Source organism: Burkholderia sp. LK4, from assembly GCF_001043615.1.
Classification (GTDB): Bacteria; Pseudomonadota; Gammaproteobacteria; order Burkholderiales; family Burkholderiaceae; genus Burkholderia; species Burkholderia cepacia.
The window spans coordinates 47,583-64,507 of sequence record NZ_LDUL01000033.1 but is presented as its reverse complement, the minus strand read 5'-3'; the positions used below and the strand labels follow the sequence as shown (position 1 = coordinate 64,507).

At 65.9% G+C, this 16,925-nt stretch carries 15 protein-coding genes; 8 read left to right on the top strand and 7 right to left on the bottom strand.

Annotated features, from left to right (window positions below; genetic code table 11):
- Positions 1-34 precede the first annotated feature (34 nt).
- The 3 genes from VK92_RS17430 to VK92_RS17420 all read left to right on the top strand — a co-directional run bounded on the left by VK92_RS17430 (position 35) and on the right by VK92_RS17420 (position 3,163).
- Positions 35-1,072, top strand: a complete 1,038-nt coding sequence (locus VK92_RS17430) for an ABC transporter permease subunit (protein WP_021161550.1) — start codon at positions 35-37, stop codon at positions 1,070-1,072.
- A 78-nt stretch (positions 1,073-1,150) separates the two neighbouring features.
- A complete protein-coding gene (locus tag VK92_RS17425) occupies positions 1,151-2,095 on the top strand; it encodes an ABC transporter substrate-binding protein (protein WP_021161549.1) in 945 nt (314 codons plus the stop codon).
- 132 nt (positions 2,096-2,227) lie between these two features.
- A complete protein-coding gene (locus VK92_RS17420) occupies positions 2,228-3,163 on the top strand; it encodes a carbohydrate kinase family protein (protein WP_048020703.1) in 936 nt (311 codons plus the stop codon).
- Positions 3,164-3,185: 22 nt separating this feature from the next.
- Here VK92_RS17420 and VK92_RS17415 read toward each other — a convergent pair whose 3' ends face one another.
- From VK92_RS17415 to VK92_RS17405, 3 genes are all read right to left on the bottom strand, one after another.
- Positions 3,186-4,916, bottom strand: a complete 1,731-nt coding sequence (locus VK92_RS17415) for a SulP family inorganic anion transporter (RefSeq protein ID WP_021161547.1) — start codon at positions 4,914-4,916, stop codon at positions 3,186-3,188.
- Positions 4,917-4,923: 7 nt separating this feature from the next.
- Positions 4,924-5,550 (bottom strand): ParB-like protein, encoded by a 627-nt coding sequence (locus VK92_RS17410; protein WP_048020704.1) that lies wholly within the window; start codon positions 5,548-5,550, stop codon positions 4,924-4,926.
- A 130-nt stretch (positions 5,551-5,680) separates the two neighbouring features.
- Positions 5,681-6,223, bottom strand: a complete 543-nt coding sequence (locus VK92_RS17405) for a GNAT family N-acetyltransferase (protein WP_048020706.1) — start codon at positions 6,221-6,223, stop codon at positions 5,681-5,683.
- A gap of 280 nt (positions 6,224-6,503) precedes the next feature.
- Here VK92_RS17405 and VK92_RS17400 point away from each other — a divergent pair, with 280 nt between their 5' ends.
- From VK92_RS17400 to VK92_RS17385, 4 genes are all read left to right on the top strand, one after another.
- Entirely contained in the window at positions 6,504-7,724 is a 1,221-nt protein-coding gene (locus VK92_RS17400; RefSeq protein ID WP_042976429.1) for an MFS transporter, read from the top strand.
- 215 nt (positions 7,725-7,939) lie between these two features.
- Positions 7,940-8,761, top strand: a complete 822-nt coding sequence (locus tag VK92_RS17395) for a TetR/AcrR family transcriptional regulator (protein WP_021161544.1) — start codon at positions 7,940-7,942, stop codon at positions 8,759-8,761.
- A 156-nt stretch (positions 8,762-8,917) separates the two neighbouring features.
- On the top strand, positions 8,918-10,672 hold the full coding sequence (locus tag VK92_RS17390) for a long-chain-fatty-acid--CoA ligase (RefSeq protein ID WP_021161543.1): 1,755 nt from the start codon (positions 8,918-8,920) through the stop codon (positions 10,670-10,672).
- Between the two features lie 29 nt (positions 10,673-10,701).
- Positions 10,702-11,619 (top strand): DUF1571 domain-containing protein, encoded by a 918-nt coding sequence (locus tag VK92_RS17385; protein ID WP_048020806.1) that lies wholly within the window; start codon positions 10,702-10,704, stop codon positions 11,617-11,619.
- Positions 11,620-11,646: 27 nt separating this feature from the next.
- On the opposite strand, the gene VK92_RS17380 is transcribed toward VK92_RS17385, so the two are convergent.
- Entirely contained in the window at positions 11,647-11,931 is a 285-nt protein-coding gene (locus VK92_RS17380; protein WP_048020708.1) for a PXPV repeat protein, read from the bottom strand.
- A 295-nt stretch (positions 11,932-12,226) separates the two neighbouring features.
- Between VK92_RS17380 and hfq the strand changes: the two genes are divergently transcribed.
- Entirely contained in the window at positions 12,227-12,808 is a 582-nt protein-coding gene (hfq, locus tag VK92_RS17375) for an RNA chaperone Hfq (protein ID WP_048020710.1), read from the top strand.
- A gap of 77 nt (positions 12,809-12,885) precedes the next feature.
- Here the strand turns inward: hfq and VK92_RS17370 are convergent, their stop codons facing one another.
- From VK92_RS17370 to VK92_RS17360, 3 genes are read right to left on the bottom strand one after another with little or no spacing between them, the layout of a single operon-like run.
- Complete coding sequence (locus VK92_RS17370; RefSeq protein ID WP_048020712.1) at positions 12,886-13,593, bottom strand: DUF2968 domain-containing protein; 708 nt, start codon at positions 13,591-13,593, stop codon at positions 12,886-12,888.
- A 54-nt stretch (positions 13,594-13,647) separates the two neighbouring features.
- A complete protein-coding gene (locus VK92_RS17365; protein ID WP_048020714.1) occupies positions 13,648-15,039 on the bottom strand; it encodes a sigma 54-interacting transcriptional regulator in 1,392 nt (463 codons plus the stop codon).
- Positions 15,040-15,056: 17 nt separating this feature from the next.
- Positions 15,057-16,901 (bottom strand): TadG family pilus assembly protein, encoded by a 1,845-nt coding sequence (locus VK92_RS17360; protein ID WP_230956643.1) that lies wholly within the window; start codon positions 16,899-16,901, stop codon positions 15,057-15,059.
- Positions 16,902-16,925: the final 24 nt, after the last annotated feature.

Genomic DNA, 16,925 nt, shown 5'->3' with positions numbered 1-16,925 from the left:
CCTTTCAGTCCATTCTTACATTCAGGTTACCGACATGATCAACCCGACCAAGCAGCGGAACCTCGCTTCCGCGACGGCCCATCCGGTGGGCAACCGTACGCCGCTGTTGCGCGGCGCCGATCACCGCGCCCGCATGCAGTCGCTGATCCGCACCGCCGGCATGCTGCCGGTGCTGCTGGTTCTGTGCATCGGCTTCGGCTTCCTGACCGACGGCTTCTTCACGCTGCAGAACCTGTCGATCGTCACGCAGCAGGCGTCGATCAACATCGTGCTCGCCGCCGGCATGACCTTCGTGATCCTGACGGGCGGCATCGACCTGTCGGTCGGCTCGGTGCTCGCTGCCGCGGCCGTCGCGGCGCTGCTCGCGTCGACCATTCCGGGCTGGGGCTGGCTCGGCGTACCGTTCGCGCTCGTCGTCGGCCTCGTGTTCGGCGCGATCAACGGCGGCCTGATCTCGTTCCTGCGCCTGCCGCCGTTCATCGTCACGCTCGGCGCGATGACGGCCGTGCGCGGCGTTGCGCGCCTGATCGGCAACGACACCACCGTGTTCAATCCGCAGTTGCCGTTCGCGTTCATCGGCAACGGCACGATCCTCGGTGTGCCCTGGCTCGTCGTCATCGCGTGCGCGGTCATCGCGATCTCGTGGTTCATCCTGCGCCGCACGGTGCTCGGGATGCGCATCTATTCGGTGGGCGGCAATCCGGAAGCCGCGCGCCTGTCGGGCATCAACGTGCGGGCGATCCAGATGTTCGTCTATGCGGCGTCGGGCCTGCTCGCCGGGCTCGGCGCGGTGATGTCGGCCGCGCGGCTTTATGCGGCAAACGGCCTGCAGCTCGGCCAGTCGTACGAACTCGACGCGATCGCCGCGGTAATCCTCGGCGGCACGAGCTTCGTCGGCGGCGTCGGCTCGATCGTCGGCACGCTGATCGGTGCGCTGATCATCGCGGTACTGACGAACGGCCTCGTACTGCTCGGCGTGTCCGACATCTGGCAGTACATCATCAAGGGGCTCGTGATCATCGGCGCCGTTGCGCTCGATCGCTATCGCCAGCGCGACTCGGCACGCACCTGACCCTTCCCGTCGATTCAACCTTGCGGCGCAGGCCGGTTCGCCTGCGCCCGTTCACCAACAACTCGGAGACACAACGACATGATCAAGCACAAAGCCGCCCTGACCGCCGTCGCCTGCGCACTCGCCTTCGGCGCTTCCGCCGCACACGCGGCCGACAAGCCGCTCAAATCGATCGGCGTCACGGTCGGGTCGCTCGGCAATCCGTACTTCGTCACGATCGTCAAGGGTGCCGAAGCACGCGCCAGGCAGCTCAATCCGAATGCGAAGGTCACGGCCGTCTCGGCCGACTACGACCTGAACAAGCAGTTCACGCAGATCGACAACTTCATCTCCGCGCACGTCGACATGATCCTGCTCAACGCGACCGATCCGAAGGCGATCGAGCCGGCGGTGAAGAAGGCGCAGGCGGCCGGCATCACGGTCGTCGCGGTCGACGTCGCCGCGGCCGGCGCAAACGCGACCGTGCAGACCAACAACGTGAAAGCCGGCGAACTCGCGTGCGACTATATCGCGAAGAAACTCAACGGCAAGGGCAACGTGATCATCGAGAACGGCCCGCAGGTATCGGCCGTGATCGATCGCGTCAACGGCTGCAAGGCCGTGCTCGCGAAAAACGCCGGCATCAAGCTGCTGTCGAGCGACCAGGACGGCAAGGGTTCGCGCGAAGGCGGGATGAATGCGATGCAAGGCTACCTGACGCGCTTTCCGAAGCTCGACGCGGTGTTCACGATCAACGACCCGCAGGCGATCGGCAGCGACCTCGCCGCGAAGCAGCTGAACCGGCCGGGCATCGTGATCACGTCGGTCGACGGCGCACCCGACATCGAGGTCGCGCTCAAGTCCAACACGCTCGTGCAGGCATCGTCGAGCCAGGATCCCTGGGCCATGGCGCAGCAGGCGGTCAACGTCGGCTACGGGATCATGAACGGCCAGAAGCCGGCCAATCCGATGATCCTGATCGAGCCGACGCTCATCACGCGCGACAACGTGAAGACCTACAAGGGCTGGAGCTCGCCGCGCTGATCGCGCCGCCTGTCCGCCCACGCAATCGGGCGGTGCGGGGCCGTGTCGCCATGCGCGACGGCCCCGTACTGCCCGCCTTTTCGGATCACCCGCTGTACGGCCGTGCGCAACGCCACGGCACAAGGTTTCGACATGACGACGACGTTCCCCCGCCTGATCGTATTCGGCGAAGCGCTGACCGATTTCATCCGCGACGACGCGCAGCACTGGCACAGCATCGCCGGCGGCTCATGCTGGAACGTCGCGCGCGTCGGCGCGCGACTCGGCGTGCCGACGGCCTTCGCCGGCACGGTCAGCCGCGACATCTTCGGCGACGAACTGATGCGCAAGAGTGCCGACGCCGGGCTCGACCTGCGCTTCATCCGGCAGGTCGATCGTGCGCCGCTGCTCGCGATGGTCGTGTCGAAGCAGCCGCCCCACTATTTCTTCATCGGCGAGAACAGCGCCGATCTCGCGTTCGATCCGGCGGACCTGCCCACCGGTGCGCTCGATGCGGCCGAGATCGTGCACGTCGGCTCGCTCGGCGTCGTGCGCGAGCCGCTCGCGACGCGCCTGATCGAAGTCGCGCAGGCCGCACGGACGGCCGGCAAGCGAATCTCGTTCGATCCGAACTTCCGTGCGCCGATGGCCGCGCCGTCGTATCGCGACACGCTGCGCCGGCTGGCCGGGCTCGCCGACTGGATCAAGGTGTCCGACGAGGATCTGCGCGGGTTGTTTCCGGAACTCGATGAAGCCGCCGCGCTCGCGCAACTGCGCGCGTGGGCGCCCGATGCAACGATGCTCGTCACGCGCGGCGCATCGGGCATGCAGCTCCTTCATCGCGACACCGTGCTGTTCCAGCCCGCGTTCCCGACCGAGGTGGCCGACACCGTCGGCTGCGGCGACGCGAGCATCGGCGGCTGGCTCGCAAGCCAGCTGGCGCGTCCCGACGCGTCAGCCGCCGAGCATCTGCGCTACGCGGCCGCGTGCGCGGCGGTCGCCTGTGCGCATGCAGGCGCCTATGCGCCGACGGCGGCCGAGGTGACCGACATGATCGACCGCACTGCCGATACTGCAGTTTCGCAATAGCACGTACCGGCGCACCGCCCCGTCACGCGGCGGTCGTTCCGCCGCTGCCGTCCGGCGGCGTCCCGGCCTGCAGCAGCTGCAGGCTCTCGTCGACGCTCAGTTCGGACATCGCATCGTCGTGGAGCGTATCGTCCGCCGCGCGGCGCAATGCATGCAGCGTGTGCACCTTGAGCCGCACGAGCGCGAGCCGCAACCCGCGCGCCGCGCATTCGGCAGCAAAGGTGCGCAACGATTCGATCGTCGTGCCGTCGACATCCGGCGTTTCCTCGAGGCTCAGCATCACGGTATGCGTGTCCGGCGCGGCTTTCATCAACGCACGCACACGGTTCAACATCCGGTCCGCGTTCGCGAAGAACAGCTGCGCCTCGGGCCGCACGATCAGCACGCCCGGCACCGGCTTCGCGTCGGCGTGGCTCGCGACGTCGACGAAATCATGGCTGTCGCGCAGCCTGCCGAGCACGCTGACGTTCGGCTCGGACAACTTGCGCAGCGTCAGCAGCAGGCTCACGCCGATGGCCGCGAGCAGCCCGTGCAGCACACCGAGCACGAGCACCGCGAGCAGCGCGGCGATCACGACGAGCCGGTCGCGATGCCAGGCCCAGTACGGCCGGAATACCGACGGATGCAGCGAGTGGCTGACCGCGAAGATCACGATCGCCGCGAGCACGGGCTCCGGCGTGCGCGCCAGCTGCGGCAGCAGCAGCCACACGATCAGCGCGACCACGCCCGCCGCCCACAGGCCTGCAAAGCGCGACTGCGCGCCGGCCGCTTCGTTCGCCGAGGTCGCCGAATAACCGGCGCCGACCGGCATCCCGTGCAGCAGGCCCGACACGAGATTCGCGCAGCCGAGCGCGACGAGGTCGCGGTTCGGCGACACGCTGTCGCCGTGCTTCAGTGCGAAGTTGCGGATCGATCCGTACGACTCCGCATACAGGATCAGCATCAGCGCGAACGCAAGCTCGACGGTCTGCATCCATGCGTTGCGGTCGAGGGTCGGCAGGCCGAACTCGATATGCCGGAAGTCGATGTGGCCGACGATCGCAATGCCGTATCGCTGCCAGTCGACCGCATAACCGGCCGCGATCGACAGCACGATCACGACGAGCGTGGCGGGCACCCGCGCGCTCCGCCCGAGTGCGAACAGCAACGCCAGCGCGGTCGCGCCGAGCACGACGCTCGCGAGATTCGCGTGCGGCGCGCCGCTGATCAGGTCGAGCGCGACATGCGGCGCATCGCTGTGCTGCACGGAAATCGCGAGAATCTTCGGCAACTGCTTGATGACGATCGTCAGCGCGAGGCCGAACGTGAAGCCGCGCAGCACCGGCCGCGCGACGAAATCCGACATGCCGCCGAGCCGCGCGGCACCCGCCAGGATGAACAGCACGCCCGTCATCGCGACGAGCGCCGCCGCCAGCGCGAGCTGCGCGGCAAGCGCCATTCCCGACTCCGCGAGCACGGTCGCCGCGAGCACGGCAGCCGACGACGACGTCGACGACACGATCGCGAAACGGCTACTGCCGGTGAGCGCATAGACGACGAGCCCCGACAGCAACGCGATGAGACCGGCCTGCGGCGGCAGGTTGGCCAGCCCCGCGTACGCGACCGCCTCGGGGATCAGCAGGCCCGCGATCGACAGGCCGGCCAGCGCGTCGAGGCCGATGCGCCGCGTCGGCGGCGGCGCGGCCGCGTCGAGCGCGGAGAAATGCTCGGCATGCTGCGGGCCGGCATCGGGGCGGATCGGGGCGGTCGTCATGAGGTGCTCAGGGTTTGACGGCGATGACGCCCGACCAGCCGGGCAGATAGCGTGCATCCTGCTCATGCGCGCGATGCAGTGCGATATCGAGCGCCTTCGCGAAGTTCTTGCGGATCTGGTCGAGCGACACGTGCTGGCGCAGGTAGTCGGCCCACAGGAATTCGCTGAACGGCGTCGCGTCCTTCGCGTAGCCGCCCGCGGTGCGCAGCTCGCCGGCGAGGCTGCGGTACGGATCGTCCACCAGCCCCGTCAGCGCCTTCGGCAGATTCGCGTAGTCGCGGCGTGTGCCGTCCGCACCGAACGGATGCACCCACTGGTTGTGTTCCATCATCCGCCAGAAGATCGTGTCGTCGAGCCACGACAGGTCCTTCAGCAGCATCGCGTTCACCCGCACCTCGCCTTCCTCGATCAGCGCGAGGCCGAGATGGTGGTGATCGGTGATGTAGTGCAGCCCGTCCGGGCCGAGTACCGCCGGGAACCAGTGCGATTCGATCGCCGCCTTGCGCGCGCGCTTGTTGAGCCCTTTCCAGTGCTTGCGCTTCGCCTTGACTTCGCGATAGCCGACCGTCATCTGCGTCGGACGCAGTTCTTCCAGCTTGACGGGAATCAGGTGAACATCGTTGCCGAGTGCCATGGTCGTACCCCATGTTGCGAAATTCCGGCAACGATACTCCTGATCACACGAGCCGTTAATACGTCATGACCTCGATACGCATCCGGTTGACGATCTCTGACAACCGTCCGTACCTGCGCAAGACGCTGCGCTACGCGCGCAGGTCGTTGCGTTCGAGACGATGTCGAATGTAAGGAATGCGATCGTGCACGACGCTCACCCGGCGCATCCCGAGCTTGCGCGCGACGTTCAACGAGCCGCTGTTGGCTTCCGCGATATCGGCGATCACGCGCGGCAGGCGCACGGTGTCGAACGCGTGGCGCACGACGGCTTGCGCGGCCTCGCTCGCGATACCGCGCCCCCAGGTCTCACGCACCAGCCGCCAGCCGATCTCGACGTCGCGCGCGCCATCCGCATAGTCCGGAATCAGCAGGATCCAGCCGATGAACGCATCGGGCGCGGCCTTCTCGAAGATCGACCAGTAGCCGAGGCCCGGCGGATAGTCGCGCGTGATCCGGTGCGTGACGAAGCGCCGGTGCTCGACGGGATCGTGCCACGGGCCCGCGATGTGCCGCGTGACCTCGGGATCGCGATCCATCGCGATGCAGGCGTCGAGATCGGCCAGTACGCGCGGACGCAGCCACAGCCGCGCAGTTTCGAGCACGGGCAGCGTGGCGGCGGAAGGTTCAGTCATCTGGACTCCTGATTCGGTGACGATGCTCACCGGACGCATTACAAAACAGATACAAACGGCCTTCCGGAATGATACAGATGCCTGTCGTCGGTTTCGCGCGACGCCGTTGCCGAATCCGAAACAGTTCATTTCCTAGGGATTATTCCCGATTCGGCGTTATCGCGCCCCACATCGCCGGGCGCCGCGGCCTACACTCGATCCATGCCCCCGCACCGCGCGCAAGCCGGCCGGCATCCGCATGCACATCGTAAGCGCGCAAGCCAACGAGGAGACCTCGGACATGAGCTGGACCCGCGAACAACGCAACGTGACGATCGCCGCCTACCTGGGCTGGACACTCGATGCGTTCGATTTCTTCCTGATGGTCTTCGTGCTGAAGGACATCGCCGCCGAATTCGGATCGACGATTCCCGCCGTCGCGTTCGCGCTCACGTTGACACTCGCGATGCGTCCGCTAGGCGCGCTGATCTTCGGCCGGCTCGCCGACCGCTTCGGCCGCCGCCCGACGCTGATGGTCAACATCGCGTGCTACTCGCTGCTCGAGCTCGCATCGGGTTTCGCGCCGAGCCTGACCGCGCTGCTCGTGCTGCGCGCGCTGTTCGGCGTCGCGATGGGCGGCGAATGGGGCGTCGGCTCCGCGCTGACGATGGAAACCGTGCCGACCCATGCACGCGGCTTCGTGTCGGGGCTGCTGCAGGCCGGCTATCCGAGCGGCTATCTGCTCGCGTCCGTCGTGTTCGGCCTGTTCTACCAGTACATCGGCTGGCGCGGGATGTTCATGGTCGGCGTGCTGCCCGCGCTGCTCGTGCTGTACGTGCGCGCCCACGTGCCCGAATCGCCGGCGTGGAAGCAGATGGAGAAGCGCCCGCGCCCGAGCCTCGGGGCCACGCTGCAGCAGAACTGGAAGCTCACGATCTACGCGATCGTGCTGATGACCGCGTTCAACTTCTTCTCGCACGGCACGCAGGATCTCTATCCGACGTTCCTGCGCGAACAGCATCATTTCGATCCCCATACCGTGTCGTGGATCACGATCGTGCTGAACATCGGTGCCATCGTCGGCGGCCTGTCGTTCGGCTCGATCTCGGAGCGGATCGGCCGGCGTCGCGCCATCTTCATCGCTGCGTTGATCGCCCTGCCCGTGCTGCCACTGTGGGCATTCTCGAGCGGCCCGGTTGCCCTCGCCGCGGGGGCGTTCCTGATGCAGATCTCGGTGCAGGGTGCGTGGGGCGTGATCCCGGTTCACCTGAACGAGATCTCGCCCGACGAGATCCGCGCGACCTTCCCCGGCGTCGTCTACCAGCTCGGCAACCTGCTCGCGTCGGGCAACGCGACGATGCAGGCCTCGCTCGCCGTTTCGCACAACAACAACTACGGCTTCGCGCTCGCGCTCGTGGCCGGCATCGTCGCCGTCGTGATCGCCGTGCTGATCCTGTTCAGCCGCGAGCGTCGCGGTATCGACATGACGCAATCGGTCAATACGCGTAGCACGGTCGCCTGATCCCGCGCATTGCCGCATTGCACCATCGCGCGTGCCCCGCCCTGTCGAAGGCGCGCGCGATACTTTCCGCATTCGCACATCGAACTAGAGGAATTTGTCCAGATTCCCCGCTTGCCCGCTCCGCTCGCCCTTTTTTATCTTAATAAAAACGACTGTTTGAATCAGATAATCAAATCACCAGTTCGCGGCCGGGCGACCGGCATGGGAGGCGGGACATGGCAGTAAGTCAGGAGGGGCGGCCATCCGCGGGACGGCCGTCCGGGGCACGGTCATCCGGCACTCGGCAGACCGGCGGGACGAAGGCGCGCATCCTCGATGCGGCCGAGGACCTGTTCATCGAGCATGGCTTCGAGGCGATGTCGATGCGCCAGATCACCTCGCGCGCGGCGGTCAACCTCGCCGCGGTCAACTACCACTTCGGCAGCAAGGAAGCGTTGATCCACGCGATGCTGTCGCGCCGGCTCGACCAGCTCAACCAGGAACGCCTCGGTATCCTCGACCGCTTCGACGCGCAACTCGGCACGCACATCACCTGCGAGCACGTGCTCGGCGCGATGTTCATTCCCGCGCTGAAGGCATCGCGCAATCCCGAACGCGGCGGGCCCGGGTTCCTGCGGCTGATCGGCCGCGCGTACACCGATCCGTCGCCGTTCGTGCGCAACTTCCTGACCGCGCACTACGCAAGCGTCGCGGGCCGCTTCTTCGACGCGTTCCAGCGCGCGTTGCCGCACCTGCCGCGCACGGAGCTCGGCTGGCGGCTGCACTTCGCGATCGGCGCACTGTCCGGCGCGCTCGCAGGCGCCGAAACGGAAAGCCTGATCGACGAGTTCTCGCAAGGCCGCACGATGAACGACGTGCAGATGATCGCGCGGCTGTCGTCGCTGATCGTCGCCGCGCTGAAAGCGCCGATGCCCGACAGCGCGCAACTGTCGATCTTCGCGGCCGTGCTCGACGATGCAGGCGCAAGCGAAGCGTTCGGGCTGCCGTCGTCGGGCGCGGCCGCCGCCGATACGGCGACGCTGCATTCCACGAACTGAGCGCGCGAGGCCACGCGCGGCTTCCTGTTCACGATTTGATTGATACGCGCGGTCATGCGGAGCGCCGAGGCGCCCCGTCGATCGACCGTGCGGCACGGGGCACGGGCCGGCGCTGAAGCGCCGGCCTTCGCCGAGAGCAAAGACCGGAGACATGTCATGTCATCTTCCGCAGCAACCGCAGCGGCCCAGGTTCCGCCGAACACCGACGGCATCTGGTACGCGTCATATCCGCCCGGCGTCCCGCACGACATCGACGTCACGCAATACGCATCGCTCGTACAGTTCTTCGACGAATGCACGAGCCGCTTCGCCGAGCGCGTCGCCTATGTGAGCGCGGGCGCATCGATGACCTATCGCACGCTCGCGCAGAAAGTCGACGCGTTCGCGTCGTATCTGCAAAGCCTCGGCGTCAAACCCGGCGACCGCGTCGCGATCATGCTGCCGAACACGTTCCAGTACCCGGTCGCGCTGTTCGGCACGCTGAAAGCCGGTGCGATCGTCGTCAACGTCAATCCGCTCTATACCGTGCGCGAACTCGCGCATCAGCTGAAGGACAGCGGCGCGCAGACGATCGTCGTGTTCGAGAATTTCGCGCGCACGCTGCAGGATGCGCTGCCGGAAACGCAGGTGAAGAACATCGTCGTCACCGCGCTCGGCGACCTCCTCGCCGACGGCTTCAATGCGAAAGGACGCCTGATCAATTTCGTGCTGAAGCACGTGAAGAAACTCGTGCCGGCCTACCACCTGCCGCAGGCCATCCGGTTGCGCTCCGCCCTCGCGCTCGGTGCGCGAAGCAAGCCGCAGCCCGTGCAGACGACACGCGACGACCTCGCATTCCTGCAATACACGGGCGGCACGACGGGCGTCGCGAAAGGCGCGATGCTCACGCACGGCAACCTGATCGCGAACCTGCTGCAGGCGAAGGCCTGGATCGCCGACCAGGTATCGGGCGACGTCGAAACCGTGCTCACACCGCTGCCGCTGTATCACATCTATTCGCTGACGGTGAACGCATTCATCTTCATGGGGCTCGGCGGGCGCAACATCCTGATCGCGAACCCGCGCGACATGACGATGGTGATGAAGATCATCCGCAACGAGACGTTCACCGGGATCACCGGCATCAACACGCTGTACAACGCGTTCCTCGACAACGAGGAATTCCGCAAGCGCGATTTCTCGAAGCTGAAGCTCGCGATGGCCGGCGGGATGGCGATGCAGCGGGCGGTCGCCGAGCGCTTCCAGCAGGTGACGGGCCGGCCGGTGGTCGAAGGCTACGGCCTGACCGAATGCTCGCCGATCGTCACGATGAACCCCGTCGACCTGAACGACATGGCCGCGTTCAGCGGTTCGATCGGCCTGCCCGCGCCGTCCACCGTCGTGCGCTTTCGCCGTGAGGACGGCACCTGGGCGCCCGTCGGCGAGCCGGGCGAGCTGTGCGTGCACGGCCCGCAGGTGATGCGCGGCTACTGGCAGCGCCCCGACGAGACGGCCAAGGTGATCGACGCCGACGGATGGCTCAGCACCGGCGACATCGGCGTGATGGACGAACGCGGCTTCATCCGCCTGATCGACCGCAAGAAGGACATGATCCTCGTGTCGGGCTTCAACGTGTATCCGAACGAGATCGAGGAAGTGCTGGTGATGCATCCGGGCATCAGCGAAGCCGCGGCGATCGGCATTCCGGACGAGGTACAGGGCGAACGGATCAAGGTGTTCGTCGTGCGCCGCGACCCGTCGCTGACGACCGACGATGTGCTCGCGCACTGCCGCAAGAACCTCACCGGCTACAAGATGCCGAAATTCGTCGAGTTCCGCGACGCGCTGCCGCAGACGAACGTCGGCAAGATCCTGCGCCGCGCGCTGCGCGACGAGGAACTCGCCAAAATCAAGGCCGCGAAGCAAGGTTGAACGATCCGTCGCTCAGGGAGACGCCGTCGATGAACGAAGGAAAGAAGCACCACGCGCGGCATGCCGCCGCCGTGGCAGTCGCCTGCCTGCTGTCGCTCGGACAGGCGGGCCTGCGTGCACAGGAAACGGCCGACGCCGCAAGCGCGGCCGCGGGCGTCGCGCTGCCGGCGGACCTCGCGAAGGTCGCGCGCGAGCCGGTCGCGCAGCAGGCGCGCTGGCTGCGCACGGCCGCGCAGCGCGGCACGCTCGCGCAACTCGACGACGCGACGCTCACGGCACTCTTCAAGGCACTCGATCCGCTCGCCGTGCCGCTCTATATCCGTAACGGCCCCAACGGCTATCCGTCGTACCAGTTCACGATGGTGCGCCAGGAGCGCATCAGCGGAAAGTGGTCCGATACGCCCGACCGCATGCTCGTGAAGACCACCCGCGAGCCGCTGCGCGTCTATGCGAAATGGCTGCCGGGCGGTGCACATGCCGGACAGGAGACCATCTACGACACGACGCAGCGCAAGGACGAGATGTACGGGCACCTCGGCGGCCTGCTCGGCAAGATTCCGCTGTGGACGGCACTCGACGGCGCACTCGCACGCGCGCAGTCGAATCACCAGGTGAAGGATCTCGGTACCGAGTTCATCACGAACCTGTACCTGACCGAAGGGAAGAAATACGTGGAAGCCGGCGTGCAGCGGCCGACCGATGTGGAAGCCAGGACGATCGGCGGCGTGCGCGTGGTCGCGCTCACCTACGAAACACCGACCGGCCGGCCGCAGTTCTACGCGAAGAAGGAAGTCCTCGGGCTCGATCTGCACGCGCCCTATTTCCGGACCGTCGAGTCCTATGACAACGACGGCAAGATCTTCGAGCGGATCGTCATCGAGAAAATCGCGCCGGCGACGCTCGACGACACCGCATTCGACCCGAAAAACCCCGACTACGCGTTCTGATGCGCGCCGGCGGGGCTGGCCTCGGGCTCAATCGTCATCGTCGTCGCCATGGTGCCGGTGCCAATGCTTGTAATAGTGCTTGCGCCACTTGCGATAGCGATCGTCGTCCTCGTCGCCGTAGTAGCCGTATCCATAGCCCGGATAGGCGACCACGGCCGGCTGCGGCGCCACATAGACCGGCGCCGGCTCGACATAGACCGGCGCGACCGGTACGCCGATGCCGACCGACAGGTCGACATGCCCCGCCATCGCACTGCCGGAAGCCAGCAACGCCACGCCCCCGACCCACCCTGCCCATCGTCCCTTGCTCATGTTCTGAATCCCTGATATGCCGGCCTGCCCGGCTCGCGCAGCCAATGTACGCGTCGCGCGGAGACCAAGGTGCTACGGCGCTGCGAGAGTCGTAACGCGGCGTAACGAAATGGCATTGGCCGTTCGGCCGAATCGCGAAAATGCGCTGGAACGTCTATAGTGGGTTACGGTTCGACACAATCACGACTGCGCGTTTCCCGATTGAACAGGGTAGAATCCCGCCAAACACCTTGTGGACGAACACGCCACACACACGCACAACATATTCTCTGACGCAGGCTCCTGCCGCACCTCAATGGCCAATCCCGCAGAATCCCATCCGCAAAACGACTTCATCAATTCGGCGCGCAAGGAACGTAAGCGCGTTGAAATCTATCTCGTCAACGGCATTCGTCTGACGGGGTGTATCGAGTCGTTCGACCAGTACCTGGTGATGCTGCGCACCCCCGTGGGTCTGCAAGGCATCTACAAGCGCGCGATTTCCACGATCCAGCTCGACACGGGCGGCTCGCGCCCGGGCGGCAGCGGCGGCCCCCGCGGGCCGCGCACCGGCGGGCGCCCGGGCGGCCGTGAAGGCGGCGGTCACAGCCCGTACGGCTCGCACGGCGGCCCGCGTGAATCGCGCGGCGACGGCGGCTACGGCTCCCGCGAACCGCGTGAAGGTTATGGCTCGCGCGAACCGCGCGAGGGTTACGGCTCGCGTGAGCCGCGTGAAGGCTACGGCGCTCCGCGCGAACCCCGTGAACCGCGCGAAAGCTACGGCGCACCGCGCGATGCCGGCGATGCATCCGGCAACGCTTCGCCGTCGGATTCCCGCGGCGGCAACGGGCCGGTGATCGTGACGCGCCGCCGGCGAATCGTGCCGGACGGCCAGTAAAACAAAAGGGCAAGCCAACCGGCTTGCCCTTTTTACTTGTGCGGCCGGCGCGGCATGTCGCCGCACCGCTGCCGCGTTCAGCGCGCCGTCGTCGGCAAACCGGCGTCGGCCTCCCGCTGCAACGAACGCACCTGCTGCTGCAACGCCCGCAGTTGCGACTGAAGCTCGGCCTGCTGCGCCTGCAATGCGGCCGTCTCGTTACGTACGCTCTTCTGACGATCCGCGACTGCCGCCTGCTGCTGGCGTGCGATCGAGATATCCGCCTGCAGACGCCGCGCGCGATCCTGCGTGACTTCGATCTGCTTGTCCATCTGCGCCTTCTGCGATTCCAGCTTCGCTGCCCGCAGTTCGTTTACTGCCAGCCGCTCCGCCTGGCGCGAGAAATCGCGGTAGATCGCTTCCGCACGCGATTCGTCGTAAGTCTTGATCACGCGCCAGAACGCCTTCTGCTGGAACAGCGCGACGAAATACGCGCCGTCCTTTACGTTGAACAGCAGGCTCGCACCGTAGCTGCCGTTGTAGCTCGTGCGCATTTCCGTCAGCGAGTGCGCCTGAATCTGGCGCTGCAGGTCGTCGACCGTGCTCGGCCCCGTCGACTCACCTGCCTGCGGCTGCACCGACGTCTGGACCTGCGGATCGACCACCGGAATCGCAGCCACCGGCGCCGACGCCTGCTGTACTGCCGGCGACCCGCTGTCCGCCAGGCTCTGCGCATAAGCGCCCTGCATGCCTCCCACCACGGCGAGCAACACGCACGCCTTTCCCAACCCCGTCATATGGCTCATGAAGTTCTATTCCCGCCCGTGTCGTTGTAATTCAGCGCGATTTTATCTCATTAATTACTCACTTTCGCGGGTCTCGGGCTCCTCGTCAAAGATCTGATATTTGCGCATTTTTTCCCACAATACCTTGCGGCTGATACCGAGCTGCTGCGCCGTATCCTGACGCCGCCAGCCGTTGGCGTCGAGCGCCGCAATCACGCGGTTGCGCTCGTTCATGTCCCACTTGCTGCGATCGACGAAGACCTCGGCCGCGCTCTCCGCCGGTACCGGCTGCGCCGAACTGCGCGCATGCGCGATCAACCGCTGCAACCGCGCGGCATCCCACCCGCCCGTCTGCCGCACCGTCACGCCGACGCGCTCGGCGAGGTTGCGCAGTTCGCGCACGTTGCCGGGGAAATAGCTGTCCGCGACAGAATCCGTCAGCCAGTACGGCAGATCGGACAACTGGGCGAGCCGTGCCTCGCCGACCACCTGTGCGACGAACGACTTGAACAGCGCGATCTTGTCGACGGCACCGCGCTCTTCCAGCGACGGAATGCTCAGCTCGATCACCGCGAGCCGGTAGTAGAGATCGGCGCGGAACAGGCCATCCTTCACGAGTTGCGGCAGCTTCTTGTTGCTCGCCGCGACCAGGCGGAAATCGACCTTGACCGGCGACGTTGCGCCGACACGCAGCACCGCGCCGTCCTCGAGCACGCGCAGCAGCTTGACCTGCTGGTACAGCGGCAGATCGCCGACTTCGTCGAGGAACAGCGTGCCGCCGCCTGCCTGCTCGAAATAACCTTTATGCGCAACAACCGCGCCCGTGAACGATCCTTTCGCATGACCGAAGAACAGCGATTCGAACAGGCCGTCGGGAATCGCACCGCAGTTCACCGGCACGAATTCGCCGTGCCGGTAACGCGAATGCTTTTCGTGCAGCAGTTGCGCGATGCGCTCCTTGCCGACGCCGGTTTCTCCGTGCAGCAGCACGTTGGTGTCGCAGTCGGCGAATGTATCGACTTCGTGCAGCAGTGCCTGCATCGATTCCGAGTGCGCGACGAGTTCGGTCGGATGCGACGTTTCGGCCGTATGCGCCCGCAACTGCGTGACGAGCTTGCCGATCATGCCGCGCAGCTCGGCGCACGTGAAATCGAGCGGCAGGATGTGCGAATACTCGGGCGGATACTGCGAAGCGTCGTGATCGCGCGCCGCGCCGACCCAGACGACCGGCATGCCGATGTTGGCCTGCCAGTCGCGCAGGAACGCTGCGCCGATTTCGATCATCGTCACACTGATGATCGCCAGTGACGGCCGCAATGCGGCGCGCTCGGGCGAGATCTCCGCGTTGTCGGCGCGGATCACTTCGACGTCGAAGCTCGCCATGCACCGGGCGACGCGGTCGACAATGTCCGCCTTGCCTTCCCAGACGTACAGGTCGAGCTCTTCGATTGCGGGCGTGGTTCTCATCGGATGGTCTTGCTTCTCTAATTGCTGACTGTTTGCGCGACGCCGCAGGTCAGCGACATCTGATGCACCGTGGCGGCGCCAAGCTGGACGCCAAGCAGGTCCAGCAGCGGATCGATGATACCGTCGAGCGCGGTCAACAGCGGGCTCAGAACGGTGGTCAGCACCGACAACAGCGACGAAATGAAATCCGGCGTGATCGTGACCGAGATGAGCCCGAACAACAGACTCACGGTCGGCGTGATCTGTGCGTTTTTCAGGCCCGCCAGCGCATTGTTCACCGCCGAACCCAGCGCATTCGTGTTGGTCGTCCAGTAGTACGACGGATCACTGCCACCGCGCCCGTAGAACGTATTGGTTGCCGGATTACCGGCCAGATCCACCGACACGTTGGAAACGGTCGCGGACACCTCGACTGCACCAGCCAAAACCAGGACGTCAAGCACCTTGGCTGGCGACGTGCAGCTATAGTTTGCCGGCAGGTTCAGCAGATTGCCGGACGTGAGTGGCGGCTGGCCGATGCAGAGATTGGCAACGCTCGGTTGCGCGGAAATCGTCGCGGAATTCGGGGACGTCAGGCAGTTGGTCGACAACAACGTTGCACTTCCGGCGCCCAGCTGCACGTAGAGCGGCAGATAGACGTTCGCGGAAACCACGACCGGCAGCGGGTTCACGCCCAGGTTGACGACGAGATACAGGCCGACCTGCGCATTCGTCGCGACCGTCCGCCACGCGCCGTTTTTATCCTTCCCGCCTTCGCCGACCGCGATGGTCGGTGGGCTGATGACCTGCGCCTGCAGTTGGACGATCGATACCGAGCTGCCGTTCGGCAACGTCAGCGGCACATTGGCGCCGATCACCACGCCGGGCTTGCCGGCCTGCGAGATCTGGGCCATCGCCATCACGAGATCGAGCACGTTAACGGTCGCGTCTGCCGCCGCCTGCGTGTTCGCGAGCCCCAGCGTCAACAGCGACGTGGCGCCCTGTCCGGTCAGGCTCGCGACCTTGATCGCCGTGTTGCTGAGCAGGTTCAGGCCGAGCAGGTTGGTCAGCGCACCGGTTGCGTTTGTCTGCAGCGTCGTACCCAGCGTGGTCGACTTGTTGACGGCCGCCACCATCGCGTTGAGCAAGGTGCCGACCGACGCGTTGGCATTGACGAGCCCGCCGATCGTCCCGTTGCCGACCGACAGCGACTGCAGCGCGACGGCGATGTCGCCGAGCTTGACGTTCGCACAGGCGAGCCCCTGGTACGACACGAGATTGAGGTTCAGCGGCGTGCCGCTCTGCCCCTGCAGCAACGAGCCCAGCAACGCGTTCACCAGGCCGGGGTTCCCGCTTGGCACGCCCGAGCAGCCGACGCCGCCCACCGCGGCCAGCGTCGCGCCGATAGAAAAGGTATCGATGTTGGTCGCCTTCGCGGTCGACGTTGCAGTCACCGTACGTGTCGGCCCGAAGAAGAAATACGGCAGCGTCTTGGAGACCGTCACGCGCACCGCGTTCAACTGCGTCGCGAGCGGCACCGTCGATTTCGATGAATAGAAGGAACTCGCCGTTCCGGTCGCCGACGGTGCCCAGTAACCGCATTCGGCCGACAGCGACGTGGTGCCGCTGCCGTCAATCGTGAAGCCGTTTGTCGACGCGTTGCTCGTGGCCGCGGAGGTCACGTTCGCACATGTATCGTCGAGCTTCTGAACCGCAGCGAGTGCAGCAAGATCGGCCACGCGCTGCATGTCACGGCGCGTGAAAAAGACGTTGCCGATGTCGATCGAACCGAGAATCACCATCGACAGCAGTATCCACACGGCCGCCGTGACGACGACCGACCCCCGCTGCCGCCGCGGCGACGCGCGACCTGGTCCCGCCATCCGACTCGATGCATGTCGAGCAGT

Excerpts from the sequence above, each read along its gene's own strand:
- VK92_RS17430 (WP_021161550.1), top strand. The coding sequence starts at position 35 with ATGATCAACCCGACCAAGCAGCGGAACCTCGCTTCCGCGACGGCCCAT.
- VK92_RS17415 (WP_021161547.1), bottom strand. The coding sequence starts at position 4,916 with ATGACGACCGCCCCGATCCGCCCCGATGCCGGCCCGCAGCATGCCGAG.
- VK92_RS17370 (WP_048020712.1), bottom strand. The coding sequence starts at position 13,593 with ATGAGCCATATGACGGGGTTGGGAAAGGCGTGCGTGTTGCTCGCCGTG.
- VK92_RS17420 (WP_048020703.1), top strand. The coding sequence starts at position 2,228 with ATGACGACGACGTTCCCCCGCCTGATCGTATTCGGCGAAGCGCTGACC.
- VK92_RS17405 (WP_048020706.1), bottom strand. The coding sequence starts at position 6,223 with ATGACTGAACCTTCCGCCGCCACGCTGCCCGTGCTCGAAACTGCGCGG.
- VK92_RS17360 (WP_230956643.1), bottom strand. The coding sequence starts at position 16,901 with ATGGCGGGACCAGGTCGCGCGTCGCCGCGGCGGCAGCGGGGGTCGGTC.
- VK92_RS17410 (WP_048020704.1), bottom strand. The coding sequence starts at position 5,550 with ATGGCACTCGGCAACGATGTTCACCTGATTCCCGTCAAGCTGGAAGAA.
- VK92_RS17380 (WP_048020708.1), bottom strand. The coding sequence starts at position 11,931 with ATGAGCAAGGGACGATGGGCAGGGTGGGTCGGGGGCGTGGCGTTGCTG.
- VK92_RS17390 (WP_021161543.1), top strand. The coding sequence starts at position 8,918 with ATGTCATCTTCCGCAGCAACCGCAGCGGCCCAGGTTCCGCCGAACACC.
- VK92_RS17425 (WP_021161549.1), top strand. The coding sequence starts at position 1,151 with ATGATCAAGCACAAAGCCGCCCTGACCGCCGTCGCCTGCGCACTCGCC.
- VK92_RS17385 (WP_048020806.1), top strand. The coding sequence starts at position 10,702 with ATGAACGAAGGAAAGAAGCACCACGCGCGGCATGCCGCCGCCGTGGCA.
- hfq (WP_048020710.1), top strand. The coding sequence starts at position 12,227 with ATGGCCAATCCCGCAGAATCCCATCCGCAAAACGACTTCATCAATTCG.
- VK92_RS17395 (WP_021161544.1), top strand. The coding sequence starts at position 7,940 with ATGGCAGTAAGTCAGGAGGGGCGGCCATCCGCGGGACGGCCGTCCGGG.
- VK92_RS17400 (WP_042976429.1), top strand. The coding sequence starts at position 6,504 with ATGAGCTGGACCCGCGAACAACGCAACGTGACGATCGCCGCCTACCTG.
- VK92_RS17365 (WP_048020714.1), bottom strand. The coding sequence starts at position 15,039 with ATGAGAACCACGCCCGCAATCGAAGAGCTCGACCTGTACGTCTGGGAA.